This is a genomic window from Nonomuraea coxensis DSM 45129 (genome assembly GCF_019397265.1).
Lineage (GTDB): Bacteria > Actinomycetota > Actinomycetes > Streptosporangiales > Streptosporangiaceae > Nonomuraea > Nonomuraea coxensis.
In genome coordinates this window covers 5,966,174-5,983,836 of record NZ_CP068985.1, presented here as the reverse complement: position 1 = coordinate 5,983,836, position 17,663 = coordinate 5,966,174, and the positions used below count along the sequence as shown (strand labels likewise).

The following is a 17,663-nucleotide window of genomic DNA, read 5'->3' as shown; positions in this document are numbered from 1 at the left end:
ATGCGTATCAGGTCCGCTCTGGCGGCGGCCGCCATCGTGGCGCTCGCCGGCGCGTGCGGCAGCGGAGGCGGCGACGGCGGCTCCTCGTCGTCGTCCTCCTCCGGCGAGCCGGTCAAGATCAATTTCCTGAGCCTCGCCTGGCAGAAGGAATCCGTCGCCGCGAACAAGCAGATCGTGGACGAGTGGAACAAGGCCAACCCGAACATCCAGGTCACCTACGTCCAGGGGAGCTGGGACAACGTCAACGACCAGCTCGTCACCCAGTTCGCCGGCGGCACCGCGCCCGACGTCATCCACAACGACTCGCCCGCGCTGTCCGGGTTCGCCGCCGACGGCTACCTGATGGACCTCAAGGACAAGCTGCCCGCCGAGCTGAAGGGCGACATCCCGCAGGCCGCCTGGGACACCGTCACCTTCGACGACGGCAAGGGCGGCCAGGGCGTCTACGGCGTGCCGTTCCTCCAGGAGTCGCAGGTCATCATCGCCAACAAGAAGCTGCTCGACGCGGCCAAGGTGCGCGTCCCCACCGCCGCCGAGCCGTGGACGTGGGACGAGTTCTCCGAGGCCGCCAAGAAGATGACCAAGGACGGCACGTACGGCGTCGCCTGGGCCATGAAGTCGCCGGTCAACAAGACGCTCAACCTGGCGCTGAACTTCGGCGGCACGTTCTTCCAGACCGCCGGCGGCAAGACCACCGTCAAGGTCGGCCCCGAGGAGCGCGAGGTGCTCCAGCGCATCCACGACCAGCTCCACACCGACAAGTCCGCCGACCCCGACGCGCTCGGCCAGGGCACCGCCGACCCGCTGCCCGCCTTCTACAAGGGCAAGTTCGCGCTGCTGCCGGCCGGCGTGTACCTGCGCCAGCAGGTCGCCGAGCAGGCGCCCGACGGCTTCGAGTGGGTCACCCTGCCCGGCCCGAAGGGCACCACCGCCCAGCAGGGCGCGGTCTCGCAGACGCTGTCCGTCGCCCAGGACAGCAAGCACCCCGAGGAGGCGATGAAGTTCATCGCCCACTTCCTCAACGGCCCCAACCAGGCCAGGCTCGCCAAGGGCGACTGGCTGCTGCCGACGTCCCAGGCGGCCGCCTCCGACCCGGCGATCACCACCGAGGAGAACGGCTGGGACGTCGCCACCGCCTCCGCCAAGAACCTCGTCGTCGCGCCCTTCCTCAAGGTGAACGGGTTCGACGAGTGGAAGACCAAGGTCGCCACGCCGGTGCTGCAGGAGTACTTCGCCGGCAAGATCAGCCTCGACGACGCGGCCAAGCGGCTCGTGGAGGAAGGCAACAAGGTGCTGGAGCGGTACCAGCGGTGACCTCCTACCGGGAACGGGCCCGGGGGTGTCTGCTCGGCCTCGCGGCCGGCGACGCCCTCGGGGCCCCCGCCGAGAACCTGTCGCCGGCCGAGATCCGGCGGCGGTGGGGGCGGCTCACCGAGATCGAGGGCGGCGGCACGGACGACACCGAGTACGCCATCTTCGCCGCCTCGCTGCTCGGGCGGCACGGCCACGGGCTGACCCCTGAGCTGGTCGCGCGGGCGTACCGGGACGAGGTCATCCCGAGGGTGGACGGGCCGATGCGCGGCGCCGGGTTCTCGGAGCTGGGCACCGTCGAAGCGCTTCGACGCGGGCTGGAGCCGCCGCTCACCGGGCTGGTCCACTCCCACGGCTGGTCCGACGGGCTGGCCATGCGCGCCGCCCCGTACGGGATCTTCTGCCCGGGAGACCCGGCGGAGGCGGCCAGGCTCGTGGAGCAGGACGGCCTGGTGAGCGGGTCGGGCGAGGGCATACTCGGCGGTCGCGCGGTCGCGGGGGCCGTGGCCGCCGCGATGTCCGGCGCCGGGCCCGAGGACGTCGTGGACGCCGCCCTGGCGGTGATCCCCGCCGACTCCTGGACCTCCAGGAACATCCGCCGCGCCCGCGCCGTCCTCGGCGAGGCGGCGCCGGACGAGCTCGTCGAGGCGCTGCACGAGGCCGTCGTCGTCCGGCACTACCCGTGGACCGACCTCGCCCCGGAGGCCGTCGCGCTCGCGCTGGCCGCCTTCCTGGCCGGCGGCGGCGAGGTGGAGCCGGCGGTGACGTTCGGGGTGAGCCTCGGGCGGGACGCCGACACCATCGGGGCCATCGCCGGGGCCGTCAGCGGCGCGCGGCAGGGCGAGCGCGGCGTGCCCGCCCGCTGGGCGGCCAGGATCGGGCCGGTGACCGGCAAGTGCCTTCCCGTCGTGGCGGGACGGCACGTGCTCACGACCGCCGACGAACTCGCCGGCATGGTGACCGGCGAGCCCGTGAGAGGACGGTGACGCGGATGCCGGGGGACAGGATCAGAGGAGCCGTCGCCGGGCTCGCCGTCGGTGACGCCGCGGGCTGGCCCGCGAGCCGGCACCGCGCGGCCCTGCACGCGCCCTGGAGCAGGCGGCTCCATCGGGAGCTGGACGCCTTCGCCGAGGAGCACCGGGTCACGACGCTGCCGGTGCCGTTCGCGCTCAACCAGCCGACCGCGCCGCTGGCCGCCGGCCCATCCGACGACGCCGAATGGCTCGCCTGGACGCTGCTGACCGCCGACCGGCCGCGCGCGGCGGCCTTCCGCGAGCTGATCGGCCAGGACCTGCGGGCGCGCGTCTCGGTGCGGACCGCGCTCGACAACCTGGACAGGGGCGTCGAGCCGCCCGCGTCAGGGCACGACAACCCGCACCACTTCGACGACGCCGCCGCGGTCCGCGCCGTCGCGTTCGGGGTCCTGGGGAGGGACCCGTCGGACGACGCCCAGGTCACCAACGCCGGCGACGGCGTGCTCGGCGCGCGGGCCATGGCCGCCGCCGTGACCACGGCCGTGGCCACCGGCGACGTGACGCGGGCGGTGGAGGCGGCGCTGGACCTGCTGCCCGCCGGCACCGCGATCGGGCACAACGCCCGCCTCGCGCTGAGCGCCGCCGAACGGGCCGGCGACGCGTTCGCCGCCGTGCCCGCCCTCGACGCGGCGCTGCTCGACCACGTCTACAGCTACGGCGTGGGCGCCGCCCAGACGGTGCCCGCGGCGCTGGCGCTGGCCGCGGCCTCCGGAGGCGACCTGACCAGGGCCGTGCCCGCGGCGGCGTGCCTGGCCGCGCTGGCCGACTCGGCGCCGGCGCTGACCGGCGCGCTCACGGGGGCCTCCGGCGGCTTGGAGGCGATCCCGGAGGGGTGGACCGCCTCGGCCCGGACGCTGGCAGGCTGTTGCCTGCCGGAACTGGCCGGCCAGGATCTGATCGAACTGACGAAAGGACTCGCATGACGCCGCTTGAGGACAGGGCGACCGGCTGCGTGGCGGGGGCGGCGGTCGGCGACGCGCTGGGCGGCGCCACCGAGGGCTGGACCCCCGAGCAGATCGTCGAGCGCTACGGCGGGCGCGTCGAGGGGATCGTGCCGCCGTACAACGAGGACTGGCGCAACGCCCGCCCGATCGCGCCGTACCACAAGGGCGACGGCCACATCACCGACGACACCCTCATGACGCACGCGCTCATCCGCGTCTACGAGAAGGCCGGCCGGCACCTCGACGCGTACGCGATGGCTGAGCACCTGGTGCCCGAGCTGATGAGCGAGCGGCGCTGGATCCCCGAGCTGGAGGCCGAGGCGCTGCCGCTGCAGCGGATCTTCCTGGCCGAGAAGTGGATCGTGGCCCGGCTGCACTACGGCCACGCCGACCCGCGCGAGGCCGGCGTCGGCAACATCGTCAACTGCGGCGCCGCCATGTACGTCGCCCCCGTCGGCATCGTCAACGCCGCCGACCCCGACGCCGCCTACGCCGAGGCGATCGACCTGACCGGCGCCCACCAGTCCAGCTACGGCCGGGAGGCCGCGGGCGTCATGGCCGCCGCCGTGGCCGAGGCCATGCGGCCGGGCGCCACCGCCGACTCCGTCGTGTCCGCCTGCCTGCGCCTGGCCAAGGACGGCACCAGGGCCGCCATCGAGGCGGTCTGCGAGGCCGCCGCCGGGCTCGGGCACTGGGAGGGCTCGTTCGAGACGCTGCGGGCCGCCGTACGCCCCTACGACACGGTCGCCGACACCTACCGCGACCAGGGCCTCGGCGCGCGGCGGCCGAGCCGCGTGCACAGCATCGAGGAGCTGCCGCTGGCGCTCGGCATGCTGGTGATCGCCAAGGGCGACTACCGCGACACCGTGCTGGGCGGCGTCAACTACGGGCGCGACGCCGACTCCATCGCCTCCATGGGCGGCGCCATCGCGGGCGCGCTCGGCGGGCTCGCAGCGGTGCCGGCGGAGTGGGTGGAGCAGGTGGGGGCGGCGAGCCGTACGGACCTGGTGGCCCCCGGCCGGGCCATCGCGGCGGTCGCGCGCCGGGTGCGGGCCGGCGACCAGGAGCGGCGGCGGGCCGCCGAGGCCGCCTTCGCCGAGCTGGACCGCCCGTGATCCGTCTCACCTGGGTCCAGCCGGAGGACCTGGTCGGGCACGAGCTGCGCCAGGCCGCCGAGGACGGCCGCGACCCCGCCAGGGTGCGCGCGGTCGCCGAGCGCTGGCACGCGGCGGGCGGGCACGACGCCCCGCCGCGCGCCGGCGCGTCCGAGGCGGGCGCGGCGCGGCTGCGCGGCCTGGCCGAGGAGCTGCTGGACGAGCTGGAAGCTCTCCCGTCGCCGCTGGAGGAGCCGTCGGAGCTGGCGGACATCGCCGCCGCCTGCCCCGCCTGGCCCGCCGCCCGGCCGGGCGGCACGGCCGACCCGCGCCGGGTGCTGGCCGCCTGGCAGGGCCGGGCGGCCGGATGCGTGCTCGGCAAGCCCGTGGAGAAGATCCCGCGCGCGGGCATCAGGGAGATCGCCGAGGCCACCGGCAACTGGCCGATCCGCGGCTGGTTCACCGCCCGCGGCCTGCCGGACGACGTGGCGCGCCGCTGGCCGTGGAACCGCCGCAGCGCCGTCAACTCCCTCGCCGAGAACGTCGACGGCGTCCCCGAGGACGACGACCTCAACTACCCGCTGCTCGCGCTGACCGTGCTGGAGCGCCACGGACGCGGCTTCACCACCGAGGACGTGGCCCGGCTGTGGCTGGACGAGCTGCCGGCCGGGCGGACGTTCACGGCCGAGCGGGTGGCGTACCGCAACCTGCTGGACGGCGTCGAGCCGCCGGAGACGGCGACCCGGCGCAACCCGTTCCGCGAGTGGATCGGCGCGTTCATCAGGACGGACGTCTACGGCTGGGTCAACCCGGGCGATCCGGCCACGGCCGCCGCGTACGCCTGGCGCGACGCCCGCCTCACCCACACCGCGAACGGGATCTACGGGGCGATGTTCGCCGCCGCGATGTGCGCGGCCTCGCTGACCGCCGGCACGCCGGAGGAGGTCGTCGAGGCCGGGCTGTCCGTGGTGCCGCCGGGCTCGCGCCTGCACCGCGCCGTCAGGGAGGCCGTCGCCGACGCCGCCCGCGAGCCGGACTTCGAACGCGTCGTGGACCGGCTGCACGAGCGGCACGGCGCCCTCCACTGGGTGCACACCATCCACAACGCGGCCCTCGTCGCCGCGACCCTCGTCCACGGGCGGGGCGACTTCACCGCCACGATCGCCGGAGCCGTCGCCGGCGGCTGGGACACCGACTCGGCGGGCGCGACCGCCGGCTCGGTCTGCGGCGCGCTCGCCGGGGAGGTGCCCGAGCGGTGGCGCCTCCGCGACAGCCTGGCCAGCAGCCTGACCGGGTTCGACGGCGTGAGCCTCGGCGAGCTGGCCCGGCGTACTCAGGAGATGATGCGGACATGATCGCGGTTTTCGGCAGCGCCAACATGGACCTGGTCGCCTACGTCGACCGGGCGCCGGCCCGCGGCGAGACGGTCACCGGGCACCGCTTCCGCACCGTGCCCGGCGGCAAGGGGGCCAACCAGGCCGTCGCGGCCGCCCGGGCGGGGGCGGAGGTGGCCTTCCTCGGCGCGGTCGGCGACGACGGGTTCGGCACCGAGCTGCGCGCCGCGCTGGCCGCCGCCGGGGTGGACGTGCGCGGCCTGCGCGAGGTGCCAGGGCCGAGCGGCATCGCGCACATCGTCGTGGACGACGACGGAGGCAACTCCATCATCGTCGTCCCGGGCGCGAACGGCACCGTCACCGGCCCCTCCGAGGCCGACCTGGCGGCCATCGCCGGGTCGCGGGCGCTGCTGCTCCAGCTCGAACTGCCGATGCCCGCCGTCGTGGCCGCCGCCGAGGCCGGGCGGGCCGCCGGCGTCCCGGTCATCCTCACGCCCGCGCCCGCGCAGCCGCTGCCCGGCGCGCTGCTCGACGCGGTCACGATGATCGTCCCGAACGAGCACGAGGCCGCCGCCATCACCGGCGCCACCGGCCCGGACGCCGCCCTCGACGCCCTGCTGGAGCGGGTCGAGGAGGCCGTCATCACGCTCGGCGCCGCGGGCGCGCTCTACGGGTCGCGCTCCGGGGAGCGGCTGCGGGTGCCGGCCGCCGAGGTCAAGGCCGTGGACACCACGGCGGCCGGGGACACGTTCGTGGGGGCGCTGGCCGTGGCCCGCGCCGAAGGCCGGCCCATGGCCGGCGCCCTCCGCTTCGCCACCGCGGCGGCGGCGCTGTCGGTGCTGCGCGAGGGCGCCAGCACCTCGATGCCGCACCGGCGCGAGATCGAGGACTTCCTGGCCTGACGGCGCGCCGCCGCGGGCGGTGACCAGGCGAAACGAGGGCAGAGGAAGGACATGAGCGAGATTCCCTATGAGCTGCCGGAAGCCGTCGGCGGCGTGGACGGGGAGAGCGACGTGGTGGCCGAACGGTCCGGCTGCGTCAACCGGCGCAACCGCCGTCCGGTCTCCGCCGACATGCCTCAGGACCTCGACCCGCCGCATCCGTACGAGGAGCCTGAGGAGAACGAGGAGAACGTCACCCGGCCCGACATCGGCCCCACCGGCTGACCTCGCCCGCGGGGCCCCTCGCGCCGGGGGCGGGGTCAGCCCGGAGGCTCCCGTTCGCAGCGGCGCTTCAGGCTGAGCGCCTCCGTACGCACGTAGCGGCGGGTGCGGGCGCCGGTCAGCAGGGCGAGGACCGGCGCCAGCAGCCCCCTGCGGGTGATCGACAGCTCCACGGCGGCCCCGCCGCGCCCGGCCGCCTCCACGACGTGCCCCGCCGCGATCGTCACGCCCGCGGCCACCGTCTCCCAGACGAAGGAACGGCCCGGGGTGAGCGCCGTCACCATCCAGTCGAGTGCCGGCAGGCCGGGCTGCTCCACGCGCACCCGGCTGCCGGCGCCGAACGGCTCGTCGTCCAGCAGGCGCACGCTCGTCATCGTCGGCGTGAACTCCGGCCAGCGGGTCACGTCGGACATCGTCCGCCACACCAGCTCGGCGGGGGCGTCCACGGCGACGCGGGTGCGGAAGGTCATCTCCTGCCCGCCGCCTCGGGCGTCAGGTGGGCCGCGCACTCGTCCCGGTACTGCAGGACCCGGCCGCGCAGCCGCTTCGGGTCGGCCAGCACCGCCCGCGAGACCGACGGCAGGACGGCGTGCCGCACCGGGGCGAACAGCCGCGCCACGTCGGCCGGCGTCCCGCCCTGCGCGCCCACCCCCGGAACCAGGATGGGCCCGTTGAGCTCGGTCAGCGGAAGGTCCACCTCGCGCAGCGTGGCGCCCATGACCACCCCCACAGGCCCGAACGGCGTGGCCCCGGCGTTCGCCGCCGCCGCGCCCGCGAGGACCTGCCCGGCCACCAGCCGCTGCAGCTCCGCGGACTCCGGGTTGGAGGTCCTGGCCAGCACGAACACGCCCGCGTCGTTGGCCACCGCCGAGGCGATCGCGCCGGTCAGCGAGCCGAACCCGAGGTAGGGGCTCAGCGTCACGGCGTCGGCGGCGAGCGGGCTGCCCCGGTCGAGGTACGCCTCGGCGTAGGCGGTCATCGTGCTGCCGATGTCGCCCCGCTTGACGTCCAGCAGCACGAGCGTGCCCGCCTCGCGCAGGTCGGCGATGGTGCGTTCCAGGACGGCGACGCCCCGGCTGCCCCACCGCTCGAAGAACGCCGACTGCGGCTTGACGACGGCCGCCACCTCCGCCACGGTCTCGACGACCGTCCTGCTGAAGCGTTCGAGCCCGGACGGCGAGTCGTCCAGCCCCCAGGCGTCCAGCAGGGCCGGGCCCGGATCGATGCCGACGCACAGCGGCCCGCACGCGTCGAGCCTGGCTCGCAGGCGTGCCCCGAACGACTCGTTCATGGTGAACCCCTTCGCACGGTTATGCGGCGACCCTACGGGACGGGCCGTCCGGGTGAACAGGAGACCGACCGTTCCCGTTCACCTGTCTTCCGGGGGCGGCGGCAGGGGTAAGGCAGCAAGCATGTACGAGATCGCCCACCGGGTGCTGGCGCTGCGCAGCGATCCGCCCCGTGACGTGGTCGTCACGGTCGGCATGCCGTACGAGGAGCCGACGGGGGAGTGGTCGTGCCCCTACCGCATCGACGGGCTCGACGGGTGGGAACACGAGAGGAAGGTCACGGGGCCCGACTCGCTGGGCGCGGCCGAGCTGGCGCTCGCGATGGTGCGGGCCGCGGTCACCGGCTCGCACGAGGCCAGGGAAGGGCTGCTGAGCTGGGAGGAGGCGTCGCCGGGGCCCCGCGCGCAGACCGTCTGGGTCACCTGGGACAAGAAGCACGACGTCGCCTACATCGCGATGAAACACGAGATCTCGCCGGGCGAGGCCACCCGCCAGGTGGTGGCCGAGGACGCCGTGCTCGACTACGGCGACAAGGGGCGGCTGATCGGCGTGGAGCTGATGAACGCGACCGCCAGGCTTCCGTCGGAGATGCGCATGTGAGACCTGGCAGTCCGGCGAGGCCCGCCGGGGGCGGCTCTCGCGTACCTTACGTCCGTGACTCCTCCCCGCATCGTCGCCACCGATCTCGACGGCACCCTGCTGACCTCCGAGCGCGCCGTCTCGCCCCGCACCAGGGACGCGCTCCGGCTGGCCCGCGCGGCCGGCGCCGAGATCGTCCTCGTCACCGCCAGGCCGCCGCGAGGCGTGCGCCCGATCGCCGAGCAGGCGGGCGTGACGGGCACCGCGATCTGCAGCAACGGGGCCGTCGTCTACGACCTGGACACCGACGAGATCATCGAGAGCCTGCCGCTCGACCCCGGCGCCGCCCGCCGGGCCGCGCGCGCCCTGGCCGAGGCCCTGCCGGGCGTCGGGCTGGCCGTCGAGACGGGCCGCGGGGTGCTGGCCGAGGCCGGCTACACCCGGCGCGTCCCCGAGGACCTGGCGTTCCACCGTGAGGTCGTCTCGGTCATGGAGGAGGCGGAGCCCATCGTCAAGCTGCTCGCCCACTCGCCGGCGCACACCGCCGACGAGATGATCGCCGCCGTGCTGGCGGCCATGAAGGGTCTGGCCGAGATCACGCAGTCGGGCGACGGCGGGCTCGTCGAGATCAGCGCGCCGGGGGTGACCAAGGCCGCCGCGCTGGACCGGCTCTGCCGGGCGCGGGGCGTGCCGGCGAGCGAGGTGGTGGCCTTCGGTGACATGCCGAACGACCTGGCGGTCCTGACGTACGCGGGGCTGGGGTACGCGATGGCCAACGCGCATCGGACGGTGCTCGCGTCGGTGCCGCGCCGCACCCTCTCGAACGACGAGCACGGCGTCGCCGCGGTGCTGGAACGCCTGTACGCCTGAGCCGCGCGGCGCCGGGCGTGCGGAACGGCCGGGCCCGCCCGCGGGGTGTCGGGCGGGCCCGGCCCAGGGGATGGTCCGGTGGGACGGGGGGTCAGGCGGGGGCCGGGCGGGGGTCAGGCGTCGTCGTCGGAGACGCGGGAGGTGTCCTTGCAGCCGGAGGGCGCCTGCGCGAACAGCGAGACGCCGCCGCACGTGCTCACCGGCACCGACACGGGCTCGACGATCTCGTCGTTGAAGACGGTGACGTCGCCGACCAGGGGCGGCGGACCCGGGCGGCCCGTGCCGGCCTGCGCCGCCCCGGGCCAGAGCTGCACCAGCGCCCCGGCCCCGCCGAGCAGCCCACGGACGAGCCCGGCCCGGGATCCGCCGATCAACCCGGTCCCGGGCGCCTGCCCGCCCACAGGCCCGGATGTCAGGCGATCAGCCGCTCCTGGGGACGTTCGGCGGGCCGCCCGCCCTGGTCGCCGCGGTCGGGCTGCGAGCGCCCCGAATGCATGACCCGGTCGATCAGGGCGAGCGCCACGGCCGAGACCACGAAGGTCAGGTGTATGAGGGTCTTCCACAGCAACTCCCTGTCGGTGATGGCCGGTAGGCCGGCGTTGATGAAGATCTGCAGGAGGTGGATGCCGGAGATGCCGATGATCGCCATCGCCAGCTTGACCTTGAGCACGTTGGCGTTGACGTGCGAGAGCCACTGCGGCTGGTCGGGGTGGCCCTCGATGCGCAGCCGGGAGACGAACGTCTCGTAACCGCCCACGATCACCATGATCAGCAGATTGGAGATCATCACCACGTCCACCAGCCCGAGGACGATGAGCATGATCACGGTTTCCGGCGGCGAGCCGCCGAACCCGAGGTGGACCAGGTGGGCGAGCTCCACCATGAAGCGCCACACGTACACGATCTGGGCGACGATCAGCCCGAGGTAGAGCGGCACCTGGATCCAGCGGCTGAGGAACATCACGTAGCCGACCCGGGTGAGCACCGACCGTGGCGCCCCCTGCGAGGGCGCCACGGACAGTTGAGCCATGCCCACTACGACGTCAGGACGTTGACGTGCTGGACCCACGCCTCGACGTCGACCAGGGGAGGGGAGCCCTGGCCGAGGTGGTCGAGGAGGACGGGAGGTGCGATGGCCGTGGCCAGCGCGAAGGCGGCGACGAAAGTCAGGGATCTGGCCTTCAACGGATCTCCTTGCTGCTGCTCGTCTGCGTGGTGGCCGGGAGGGGGCGGAGGGGGGAGGGGGAGTGAGGGTCGGTCAGGGCTGGAGGCAGGACACGGCGGGCACCTCGGCGGGGACGCCGGGCGCGGCCGGGTCGACGAGGGTGGCGACGTCGGCCGTGGCGCCGGTGAGGCAGGCGCTCACGGCGAAGGGATCGACGACCGCCTGGGCGGCCGGCGCGGCGAGCAGGCCGAGGCCACCGGCGATGATCGCGGCCGCGACGGCTCTGCGGGGGCTGGGGAGCATGGAACCTCCTGGGTAACTCTCGGTAACGATCGGTCGACCTTTAGTTACCTAGAGTAGTGGCTCGCTAACGGAAAGGAGACGGGAAGTTCAGGACAGCGGGTCGGTCCAGCGGTCCTGGGCCTCCATGACCTTGTCGGCGTGCGCGAAGGCCCTCCCGCGGCGTACGCCCTGGGGCGTAGTGGTGACCACGACCCGCGGCGGATGCCCGGGCCGCCCGCCCGGCACGATCCTGGTGGTCATGTTCGCGGGAGACGTCGAAGGAGAGTGCCCGTGGTGACCACGCAGGCGGCCGTGAGGAGCAGCGGCTACGTGACCGCGTTCCGGGCCGTGACGGTGCTGAACGCGCTGGCCGTGCTGGCGCAGGGGGTGACGGCCGGGCAGCTCATGAGCGGGGCCGGAGCGGGGATGCACGCCTCGGGGGCAGGGGCCGTGCACGTGCTGGGGCTCGCCCTGCTCGTCTCCGCCGTGCTGCTGTGGCGGCCGGGGCGCGGGGCGGGCTGGCCGGCCCTGGTGTCGCTGGGGATCCTGCTGCTCGGGATGGTGCAGTCGATGCTCGGCGGGACGGGGGCCGTGGCCGTGCACGTGCCGCTCGGGATGACGCTGCTCGGCCTCAGCGTGTGGCTGATGGTCGCCGCCTGGCGCCGCTGAGCGCGGGAGGACCCGCGCGAGGTCAGGAGAGGCGGGCGAGGTGGTCGGCGTGGCGGATCGGCTCGGGGAGGCGGTAGCGGGGGGTCAGGCGCAGGACCTCGGCGGTGACGGTGTCCAGGGAGACGCGGTGTCCCTGGGAGACGTACACCGGCTTGACGCCCGGTCGCGTGCGCAGGGCGCGGCCCACCACGGCGCCGCCGTGCGTGATCGGCGTCCAGTCCCCCCGCTCCGGCCCCGGCGGCTCGTGCGTCCCGACGAAGGGCGTCTTGCCCACCCCCAGGGCGGGCAGCCCGGTCAGCACGCCGAGATGACACGCCAGCCCGAACCCGCGCGGGTGCGCCAGGCCGTACCCGTCGCACACCAGCAGGTCGGGCGTGACGGTGAGCCGTTCGAGGGCCTCGACGAGCGCGGGCAGCTCGCGGAAGGCGAACAGCCCCGGCACGTACGGGAACGCCGCCTTCCCGCGCACCACCACCTGCTCGGCCACGGCGAGCGTGCCGGGATCCAGGACGGCCACGGCGGCCGTCAGCGCGTCATCGCCGCCGCCGGCCCCGTGGTAGTGCACGTCCAGGCCCGCCACCAGGCCGAAGGAGGTGGGCCCGGACAGTTCGACGCGCGGGCGGAGCCGGTCCTGGATGGCCTCCGCCTCCTCGGCCGTGGCCGGCCACGGATGAAGCCGCTGTACTCGCATCCGGCACAGCGTACGCCCTGGACCTGGACGACGGCGCCCGGCGGACGTTCCTGCCGCCCCGGCGGCACGGACGAAAAGGACCGGTCACTAGCATGACCGGGTGATCGTCGGAGATGTGCTCGGCCTGCTCGCCACCGGTGTCGCGGCCGGAGTGGTGAGCACGGTCGTCAGTCTCGCCTCGATCGTCTCCTACCCCGCCCTGCTCGCCTTCGGGCTGCCCCCGCTGACCGCGAACGTCACCAACACCGTCGCCCTCGTCTTCACCGGCATCGGCGCGGCGGCGGGCTCCCGTCCCGAGCTCGCGGGGGAGGGGCGCACGATGCTGCGCCTCGGCCCGGTCGCCGCGCTGGGCGGCGCGACCGGCGCGCTCCTGCTGCTGGTGACCCCGGCGCGGACGTTCGAGCTCATCGCGCCCTGGCTGATCGGGATGGCCTCGCTCCTGCTGGCCCGCCCGCCTTCGCGCGAGGCGCGCGGCGAGCACGGGGTGCTCGGGCGGATCGCGCTGTTCGCCGTCACGATCTACGTCGGCTACTTCGGCGCGGCCGGCGGCATCCTGCTGTTCGCCGTGCTCTCCTCGATGTTCGCCCATCGCGACGCCAAGCTGAACGCGATGAAGAACGTGCTGTCCGGCCTGGCGAACGCGGTCGCCGCCCTCGGCTTCGCGCTGTTCGGCCCGGTGGACTGGGCCGCGGCCGTGCCGCTGGCGGCGGGCTTCCTGCTGGGTGGCTGGATCGGCCCCAAGATCGCCCGCCGCCTGCCCGGTCACAGCCTGCGGTACCTGGCCGCCGTCTGCGGGGTCGCGGTGGCGGTCAAGCTCGGCTGGGACTCCTACGCGGGTTAGCCGCCTCCCTGGCCGCGGCGTGCTCGGCGACCAGGGCCGCGAAGCGCAGGGTCACCATGCGCCAGATCGGGGTGGACACCGGCTCGTCGGCCACCGCCCGCGCGTGGACCTCTGCGGGATCGAAGCCGTCGGCCTCCCACTCGCGGATGCGCGCGGGCAGCACCTCGGGATGGAACTGCACCCCCCAGGCCCGCTCGCCCACCCGGAACGCCTGGTAGGGGCAGGCCGCCGTCTCGGCCAGCCACACCGCGCCGGGCGGCAGCCCGGTGACCGCGTCCTTGTGGTGCTCGACGGCGGGCACCACCGGGGGCAGCCCGTGGAAGAGCGGGTCGGCCGCCGCCTCCGGCCGGATCGTGACGGGGAGGCTGCCGTTCTCGGGCGCGCCCGTGTCGCCGGTGACCTCGCCGCCCGCCACCTCGGCGATCATCTGGCCGCCCAGGCAGATGCCGAGCAGCGGAACGCCCTCCGCGAGCGCCTGACCGACCAGCCGGCGGGCGGCGGCCAGCCAGGGGGCCCGGTCGTCGTCGCCCGGGAGGTAGCCGCCGCCGAGCATGATCATGGCGTCGTGCTCCAGCCGGTCAGGGAGCGGGGCGCCCTCGTGGGCGAGCACGACGTCCAGCTCGTGGCCGGCGTCCGCCAGCCAGTCGCCCACCCGGCTCGGGCCGCCGCTCCTGCTGTTCTGCACCACCAGCACCTTGCCCATCACACGCTCCGGGAAGGTGTGGCGGCGGGCGTCCGGCCGGCCGGGAGGTCGTCGATCTTCGTGTCGCGCATGGCCCGCATTCTGCCAGGCCGTCCGCGGCCTACTCGCGGTACATCGGCCTGGTGGCGTCCTCGGGCAGGTACGGAGAGGTCCCCTGTCCGTACGCGGGCGACACGGAGAGCGGCTCAGGAACGGCCGCCCGCCACCGTGACGGGAACAGCGAGACGGTCAGCAGCAGCACCCCCGCGAACAGCAGCGCCCCCGAGTAGCCGAGGGCCAGGTAACCCTCGTGGACGCGCGCGGGCAGCATCCCCTGCGGCACCAGCCGCGGCCCGCCCGAGAACTCCAGCAGGGGCGTCAGGCCCAGCGCGGTGTACGCGAGCCCGCCGAGGAGCGAGGCGACGGGCGAGAGCCGCGAGCCGGCGAGGAGGGCCAGGACGACCGCGGCGGCGGCCAGCACGCCGGCGGCGTACCACGGGAACTGGAACGCGGAGCGGGTCTGGAAGGAGATCTCGCCGATGCCGTACAGGAGGCCGGCGAGCGCCACAGGAGGAAGGAGCAGCCCGGCGACCACTCCGAGGGCATGACGGGCACCATTTGACATGATCTAACCCCGTTTGTTGGCTTCGGTGCCCAACCTACCCCGACCACACCGCGAGCGTGCGACGGTCGCCGGGTCCGGCATCGCGCCCTTCCTCCGAACTCGCTGTGAAAGCCCGCCGCGGCACTTAACGCGGCCCCGGCGTCCGGGCATCGTGGGCCGCATGAGACCCGCGATCCTCACGACCGCGTTCCGTGCGCTCATCGTGCCCCTGGCAGGGGTCCTCCTGCTCGGCGCCCAGCCCGCGCAGGCCACCGCTTTCCAGCCCGGCGCTTTCCAGCCCGGCGCTCTCCAGCCCGGCGCTCTCCAGCCCGGCGCCAAGCCCGCGGCCTTCCCGCTGCCCGACGGCTTCCAGCCGGAGGGGATCGCGATCGGGCCGGGGCCCCACGCGTACTTCGGCTCCCGCGCCAACGGCGACGTCTACCGGGCCGACCTGCGCACCGGTGAAGGCTCGGTGATCAGCAAGGGCCCCGGCACGCCGACGCTCGGGCTCAAGACCGACGGGCGCGGCCGGTTGTTCGCCGCCGGCGGGACGGGCGGCGACGCCCGCGTGATCGACCTGCGCACCGGCGCGGTGCTGAGGTCGTACCGGCTGGCCACCGGGACCGCCTTCGTCAACGACGTGATCCTCATGGGGAACGCGGCCTACTTCACCGACTCCGCCAACCCGGTCCTGTACAAGCTGCCGCTCGGCCGGGGCGGCGCGCTGCCCGCCGAGGCGGTCACGATCCCGCTGAGCGGCGCCATCCAGTACACCACCGGCAACAACGCCAACGGCATCGCCCCGAGCCCGGACCGGCGCTCGCTGCTGATCGTGCAGTCCAACACCGGCAAGCTGTTCGAGGCGGACCCGGCGACCGGCGTCACGACCGAGGTGGACCTCGGCGGCGAGACACTGACCAACGGCGACGGCCTGCTGCTGTCCGGCCGGACCCTGTACGCCGTGCAGAACCGCCTCAACACGATCGCCGTCATCGCCCTGTCCCGGGACGGCTCGTCCGGCCGGATCGCCAGGCGGATCACCGACCCGCGCTTCGACGTGCCGACGACGGTGGCCGCGTTCGGTGACCGGCTCTACCTGCCGAACGCCCGCTTCACCACACCGCCCACGCCGGAGACGACGTACGACGTGGTGGCCGTGAAACGGGTCAGCTCCTGATCGTGTAGCTGTCGCCGTAGACCTTCCACCTCAGCGGCGGCTTGAGGTCGAGGTTGCCAAGACCCGCTGCATGGTGTCCACCCGGGGTGACGGCGAGGGAGAGGGCCAGGAGGGTGGCTGCGAGCACGGGCGGACCCTGCTCCCGCGACCCCCCGGAAACTACCGCTTCGGGCGAAGTGCGGCGAGCTGTTCCTCGAACGGCACGACCTCCCTGACCGGCTCCGCCGCCGCGGGCGCGCGGTGCAGCAGCAGGTCGGCCAGTTCCCCGGCGGCGCGCTCCACGCGCTCGCCGAGCCCGTCCGTGAACGCGTCCTGACCGCCGCCCCAGTCCTCCGCCGCCGCGTAGACGGCGGTCGGGACGACCACCGCCCGCAGGTACGCGAACAACGGCCGCAGCGCGTGCTCCAGCGCCAGCGAGTGCCGCGCGGTGCCGCCCGTGGCCGCGACCAGCACCGGCTTGCCGGCCAGCGCCGTGTTGTCGAGCACGTCGAAGAACGACTTGAACAGCCCGCTGTAGGAGCCGCTGAAGATCGGCGTGACCGCGACGAGCCCGTCGGCCTCGGTCACCGCGTCCAGCTCCGCGCGCAGCCGCGCGTTCGGGAACCCGGTGACGAAGGCGTTGGCCACGTCGCCGGCCAGCTCGCGCAGCTCGATCACGCGCACGTCCGGCTCGTGCCCGGCCAGCCGCCGGACCGCCGCCTCGGCGAGGCGGTCGGCCAGCAGCCTGGTCGAGGACGGCTGCGTCAGTCCCGCCGTGACCACGACGAGCTTCATGATGTCTCCTTCTTCTCCTGTACGGGGGGGTCAGGCTTCCACGGGGGCGATCTCCGCCTCCTGCCTGGCGGCGAGCAGGGAGGCGTGCGTCGGCGCGTCCGGCACCCCGGCCGGCCGGCCCTTGGCGAACTCCGCGCGCAGCACCGGCACGACCTCCTCGCCCAGGAGGTCGAGCTGCTCCAGCACGGTCTTCAGCGGCAGGCCCGCGTGGTCCATGAGGAACAACTGGCGCTGGTAGTCGCCGAAGTAGTCCCTGAACTCCAGCGTCCGCTCGATGACCTGCTGCGGGCTGCCCACCGTCAGCGGCGTCTCGGCCATGAACTCCTCGAGCGAGGGGCCGTGCCCGTACACGGGGGCGACGTCGAAGTACGGGCGGAACTCCCTGACCGCGTCCTGGGAGTTCCTGCGCATGAACACCTGCCCGCCGAGCCCGACGACGGCCTGCTCGGGCGTGCCGTGGCCGTAGTGGGCGTAGCGCCGGCGGTAGAGGGCGATGAGCCGCTGGAAGTGCTCCTTCGGCCAGAAGATGTTGTTGGCGAAGAAGCCGTCGCCGTAGTAGGCGGCCTGCTCGGCGATCTCGGGGCTGCGGATCGAGCCGTGCCACACGAACGGCGGCACCCCGTCCAGCGGGCGCGGCGTCGAGGTGAAGCCCTGGAGCGGCGTGCGGAAGCGGCCCTCCCAGTCGACCACGTCCTCGCGCCAGAGCCGGTGCAGCAGGGCGTAGTTCTCCACGGCGAGGGGGATGCCCTGGCGGATGTCCTGGCCGAACCACGGGTAGACCGGGCCGGTGTTGCCCCGGCCCATCATCACGTCCACGCGGCCCTCCGCGAGGTGCTGGAGCATCGCGAAGTCCTCGGCGATCTTCACCGGGTCGTTCGTGGTGATGAGGGTCGTGGCGGTGGACAGGATCAGCCGTTCGGTCCGCGCCGCGATGTAGCCGAGCATCGTGGTGGGGGAGGACGGCACGAACGGCGGGTTGTGGTGCTCGCCGGTAGCGAAGACGTCCAGCCCGACCTCCTCGGCCTTGAGCGCGATCGTCACCATCGCCTTGATCCGCTCATGCTCGGTCGGCGTCCTGCCCGTCATGGGGTCCATCGTCACGTCGCCCACGGAGAAGATCCCGAACTGCACTTTAGTCACCATCCATGACTGTTGAAACT

General features: G+C 74.2%; 25 protein-coding genes. 12 read left to right on the top strand and 13 right to left on the bottom strand.

Annotated elements, in window-relative coordinates; genetic code table 11:
- The 7 genes from Nocox_RS28030 to Nocox_RS28000 are packed head-to-tail and all read left to right on the top strand — an operon-like array spanning position 1 to position 6,883.
- Positions 1–1,314: an ABC transporter substrate-binding protein gene (locus tag Nocox_RS28030; protein WP_020547227.1), complete on the top strand. Its 1,314-nt coding sequence runs from the start codon at positions 1–3 to the stop codon at positions 1,312–1,314.
- Positions 1,311–2,297, top strand: a complete 987-nt coding sequence (locus Nocox_RS28025) for an ADP-ribosylglycohydrolase family protein (RefSeq protein WP_020547226.1) — start codon at positions 1,311–1,313, stop codon at positions 2,295–2,297. The genes Nocox_RS28030 and Nocox_RS28025 overlap by 4 nt, the downstream gene beginning before the upstream one ends.
- 5 nt (positions 2,298–2,302) lie before the next feature.
- Entirely contained in the window at positions 2,303–3,268 is a 966-nt protein-coding gene (locus Nocox_RS28020; protein ID WP_026215171.1) for an ADP-ribosylglycohydrolase family protein, read from the top strand.
- Positions 3,265–4,404, top strand: a complete 1,140-nt coding sequence (locus Nocox_RS28015) for an ADP-ribosylglycohydrolase family protein (RefSeq protein WP_020547224.1) — start codon at positions 3,265–3,267, stop codon at positions 4,402–4,404. The genes Nocox_RS28020 and Nocox_RS28015 overlap by 4 nt, the downstream gene beginning before the upstream one ends.
- Entirely contained in the window at positions 4,401–5,738 is a 1,338-nt protein-coding gene (locus tag Nocox_RS28010; RefSeq protein ID WP_020547223.1) for an ADP-ribosylglycohydrolase family protein, read from the top strand. Before Nocox_RS28015 ends, Nocox_RS28010 begins: the two co-directional genes overlap by 4 nt.
- On the top strand, positions 5,735–6,619 hold the full coding sequence (gene rbsK, locus Nocox_RS28005) for a ribokinase (RefSeq protein ID WP_020547222.1): 885 nt from the start codon (positions 5,735–5,737) through the stop codon (positions 6,617–6,619). Before Nocox_RS28010 ends, rbsK begins: the two co-directional genes overlap by 4 nt.
- A gap of 51 nt (positions 6,620–6,670) precedes the next feature.
- Positions 6,671–6,883 (top strand): hypothetical protein, encoded by a 213-nt coding sequence (locus tag Nocox_RS28000; RefSeq protein WP_020547221.1) that lies wholly within the window; start codon positions 6,671–6,673, stop codon positions 6,881–6,883.
- Positions 6,884–6,918: 35 nt separating this feature from the next.
- Here the strand turns inward: Nocox_RS28000 and Nocox_RS27995 are convergent, their stop codons facing one another.
- Positions 6,919–7,350 carry an SRPBCC family protein gene (locus Nocox_RS27995; protein WP_020547220.1) on the bottom strand — a complete coding sequence of 144 codons (432 nt, stop codon included), beginning with the start codon at positions 7,348–7,350 and terminating at the stop codon, positions 6,919–6,921.
- A complete protein-coding gene (pyrF, locus tag Nocox_RS27990; protein WP_020547219.1) occupies positions 7,347–8,171 on the bottom strand; it encodes an orotidine-5'-phosphate decarboxylase in 825 nt (274 codons plus the stop codon). The genes Nocox_RS27995 and pyrF overlap by 4 nt, the downstream gene beginning before the upstream one ends.
- A 121-nt stretch (positions 8,172–8,292) precedes the next feature.
- Here pyrF and Nocox_RS27985 point away from each other — a divergent pair, with 121 nt between their 5' ends.
- Positions 8,293–8,769, top strand: a complete 477-nt coding sequence (locus Nocox_RS27985; RefSeq protein ID WP_020547218.1) for a DUF2283 domain-containing protein — start codon at positions 8,293–8,295, stop codon at positions 8,767–8,769.
- Positions 8,770–8,823: 54 nt separating this feature from the next.
- Entirely contained in the window at positions 8,824–9,618 is a 795-nt protein-coding gene (locus Nocox_RS27980) for an HAD family hydrolase (RefSeq protein WP_020547217.1), read from the top strand.
- A gap of 113 nt (positions 9,619–9,731) precedes the next feature.
- On the opposite strand, the gene Nocox_RS27975 is transcribed toward Nocox_RS27980, so the two are convergent.
- The 5 genes from Nocox_RS27975 to Nocox_RS27955 all read right to left on the bottom strand — a co-directional run bounded on the left by Nocox_RS27975 (position 9,732) and on the right by Nocox_RS27955 (position 11,326).
- The gene (locus Nocox_RS27975; protein ID WP_157383462.1) at positions 9,732–9,992 is read right to left on the bottom strand and encodes a hypothetical protein; all 261 of its coding nucleotides are present in this window, start codon (positions 9,990–9,992) and stop codon (positions 9,732–9,734) included.
- A 38-nt stretch (positions 9,993–10,030) separates the two neighbouring features.
- Positions 10,031–10,648 carry a TIGR00645 family protein gene (locus tag Nocox_RS27970; protein ID WP_051112782.1) on the bottom strand — a complete coding sequence of 206 codons (618 nt, stop codon included), beginning with the start codon at positions 10,646–10,648 and terminating at the stop codon, positions 10,031–10,033.
- A gap of 5 nt (positions 10,649–10,653) precedes the next feature.
- Positions 10,654–10,803 carry a hypothetical protein gene (locus Nocox_RS27965; RefSeq protein ID WP_020547214.1) on the bottom strand — a complete coding sequence of 50 codons (150 nt, stop codon included), beginning with the start codon at positions 10,801–10,803 and terminating at the stop codon, positions 10,654–10,656.
- Positions 10,804–10,876: 73 nt separating this feature from the next.
- A complete protein-coding gene (locus Nocox_RS27960; protein WP_020547213.1) occupies positions 10,877–11,086 on the bottom strand; it encodes a hypothetical protein in 210 nt (69 codons plus the stop codon).
- A gap of 87 nt (positions 11,087–11,173) precedes the next feature.
- The gene (locus Nocox_RS27955; protein ID WP_020547212.1) at positions 11,174–11,326 is read right to left on the bottom strand and encodes a hypothetical protein; all 153 of its coding nucleotides are present in this window, start codon (positions 11,324–11,326) and stop codon (positions 11,174–11,176) included.
- Between the two features lie 30 nt (positions 11,327–11,356).
- Between Nocox_RS27955 and Nocox_RS27950 the strand changes: the two genes are divergently transcribed.
- On the top strand, positions 11,357–11,734 hold the full coding sequence (locus Nocox_RS27950; protein ID WP_020547211.1) for a hypothetical protein: 378 nt from the start codon (positions 11,357–11,359) through the stop codon (positions 11,732–11,734).
- A 22-nt stretch (positions 11,735–11,756) separates the two neighbouring features.
- Here Nocox_RS27950 and Nocox_RS27945 read toward each other — a convergent pair whose 3' ends face one another.
- Positions 11,757–12,425 (bottom strand): endonuclease V, encoded by a 669-nt coding sequence (locus tag Nocox_RS27945; protein ID WP_020547210.1) that lies wholly within the window; start codon positions 12,423–12,425, stop codon positions 11,757–11,759.
- A 100-nt stretch (positions 12,426–12,525) separates the two neighbouring features.
- Here Nocox_RS27945 and Nocox_RS27940 point away from each other — a divergent pair, with 100 nt between their 5' ends.
- Positions 12,526–13,266, top strand: coding sequence for a sulfite exporter TauE/SafE family protein (locus Nocox_RS27940; RefSeq protein WP_169577092.1), 741 nt, complete (start codon positions 12,526–12,528; stop codon positions 13,264–13,266).
- Here the strand turns inward: Nocox_RS27940 and Nocox_RS27935 are convergent.
- Positions 13,235–13,969 carry a type 1 glutamine amidotransferase gene (locus Nocox_RS27935; protein ID WP_020547208.1) on the bottom strand — a complete coding sequence of 245 codons (735 nt, stop codon included), beginning with the start codon at positions 13,967–13,969 and terminating at the stop codon, positions 13,235–13,237. The genes Nocox_RS27940 and Nocox_RS27935 overlap by 32 nt on opposite strands.
- A 100-nt stretch (positions 13,970–14,069) precedes the next feature.
- Positions 14,070–14,573 (bottom strand): hypothetical protein, encoded by a 504-nt coding sequence (locus Nocox_RS27930; protein ID WP_157383461.1) that lies wholly within the window; start codon positions 14,571–14,573, stop codon positions 14,070–14,072.
- Between the two features lie 160 nt (positions 14,574–14,733).
- Here Nocox_RS27930 and Nocox_RS27925 point away from each other — a divergent pair, with 160 nt between their 5' ends.
- Positions 14,734–15,729 (top strand): NHL repeat-containing protein, encoded by a 996-nt coding sequence (locus Nocox_RS27925; RefSeq protein ID WP_020547206.1) that lies wholly within the window; start codon positions 14,734–14,736, stop codon positions 15,727–15,729.
- Here the strand turns inward: Nocox_RS27925 and Nocox_RS27920 are convergent.
- From Nocox_RS27920 to Nocox_RS27910, 3 genes are read right to left on the bottom strand one after another with little or no spacing between them, the layout of a single operon-like run.
- Positions 15,719–15,856 carry a hypothetical protein gene (locus tag Nocox_RS27920; protein ID WP_157383460.1) on the bottom strand — a complete coding sequence of 46 codons (138 nt, stop codon included), beginning with the start codon at positions 15,854–15,856 and terminating at the stop codon, positions 15,719–15,721. The two genes, Nocox_RS27925 and Nocox_RS27920, sit on opposite strands and share 11 nt — an antisense overlap.
- A 32-nt stretch (positions 15,857–15,888) precedes the next feature.
- On the bottom strand, positions 15,889–16,503 hold the full coding sequence (locus Nocox_RS27915; protein ID WP_020547205.1) for an FMN reductase: 615 nt from the start codon (positions 16,501–16,503) through the stop codon (positions 15,889–15,891).
- A 30-nt stretch (positions 16,504–16,533) separates the two neighbouring features.
- On the bottom strand, positions 16,534–17,634 hold the full coding sequence (locus tag Nocox_RS27910) for an LLM class flavin-dependent oxidoreductase (RefSeq protein ID WP_020547204.1): 1,101 nt from the start codon (positions 17,632–17,634) through the stop codon (positions 16,534–16,536).
- Between the last annotated feature and the right edge of the window lie 29 nt (positions 17,635–17,663).

What these genes read in the sequence shown, in the direction of transcription:
- Nocox_RS28030 (WP_020547227.1), top strand. Translation starts at nt 1, where the DNA reads ATGCGTATCAGGTCCGCTCTGGCGGCGGCCGCCATCGTGGCGCTCGCC.
- Nocox_RS28020 (WP_026215171.1), top strand. Translation starts at nt 2,303, where the DNA reads ATGCCGGGGGACAGGATCAGAGGAGCCGTCGCCGGGCTCGCCGTCGGT.
- Nocox_RS28015 (WP_020547224.1), top strand. Translation starts at nt 3,265, where the DNA reads ATGACGCCGCTTGAGGACAGGGCGACCGGCTGCGTGGCGGGGGCGGCG.
- rbsK (WP_020547222.1), top strand. Translation starts at nt 5,735, where the DNA reads ATGATCGCGGTTTTCGGCAGCGCCAACATGGACCTGGTCGCCTACGTC.
- Nocox_RS28000 (WP_020547221.1), top strand. Translation starts at nt 6,671, where the DNA reads ATGAGCGAGATTCCCTATGAGCTGCCGGAAGCCGTCGGCGGCGTGGAC.
- Nocox_RS27995 (WP_020547220.1), bottom strand. Translation starts at nt 7,350, where the DNA reads ATGACCTTCCGCACCCGCGTCGCCGTGGACGCCCCCGCCGAGCTGGTG.
- pyrF (WP_020547219.1), bottom strand. Translation starts at nt 8,171, where the DNA reads ATGAACGAGTCGTTCGGGGCACGCCTGCGAGCCAGGCTCGACGCGTGC.
- Nocox_RS27985 (WP_020547218.1), top strand. Translation starts at nt 8,293, where the DNA reads ATGTACGAGATCGCCCACCGGGTGCTGGCGCTGCGCAGCGATCCGCCC.
- Nocox_RS27970 (WP_051112782.1), bottom strand. Translation starts at nt 10,648, where the DNA reads ATGGCTCAACTGTCCGTGGCGCCCTCGCAGGGGGCGCCACGGTCGGTG.
- Nocox_RS27960 (WP_020547213.1), bottom strand. Translation starts at nt 11,086, where the DNA reads ATGCTCCCCAGCCCCCGCAGAGCCGTCGCGGCCGCGATCATCGCCGGT.
- Nocox_RS27955 (WP_020547212.1), bottom strand. Translation starts at nt 11,326, where the DNA reads ATGACCACCAGGATCGTGCCGGGCGGGCGGCCCGGGCATCCGCCGCGG.
- Nocox_RS27945 (WP_020547210.1), bottom strand. Translation starts at nt 12,425, where the DNA reads ATGCGAGTACAGCGGCTTCATCCGTGGCCGGCCACGGCCGAGGAGGCG.
- Nocox_RS27935 (WP_020547208.1), bottom strand. Translation starts at nt 13,969, where the DNA reads ATGGGCAAGGTGCTGGTGGTGCAGAACAGCAGGAGCGGCGGCCCGAGC.
- Nocox_RS27930 (WP_157383461.1), bottom strand. Translation starts at nt 14,573, where the DNA reads ATGTCAAATGGTGCCCGTCATGCCCTCGGAGTGGTCGCCGGGCTGCTC.
- Nocox_RS27925 (WP_020547206.1), top strand. Translation starts at nt 14,734, where the DNA reads ATGAGACCCGCGATCCTCACGACCGCGTTCCGTGCGCTCATCGTGCCC.
- Nocox_RS27915 (WP_020547205.1), bottom strand. Translation starts at nt 16,503, where the DNA reads ATGAAGCTCGTCGTGGTCACGGCGGGACTGACGCAGCCGTCCTCGACC.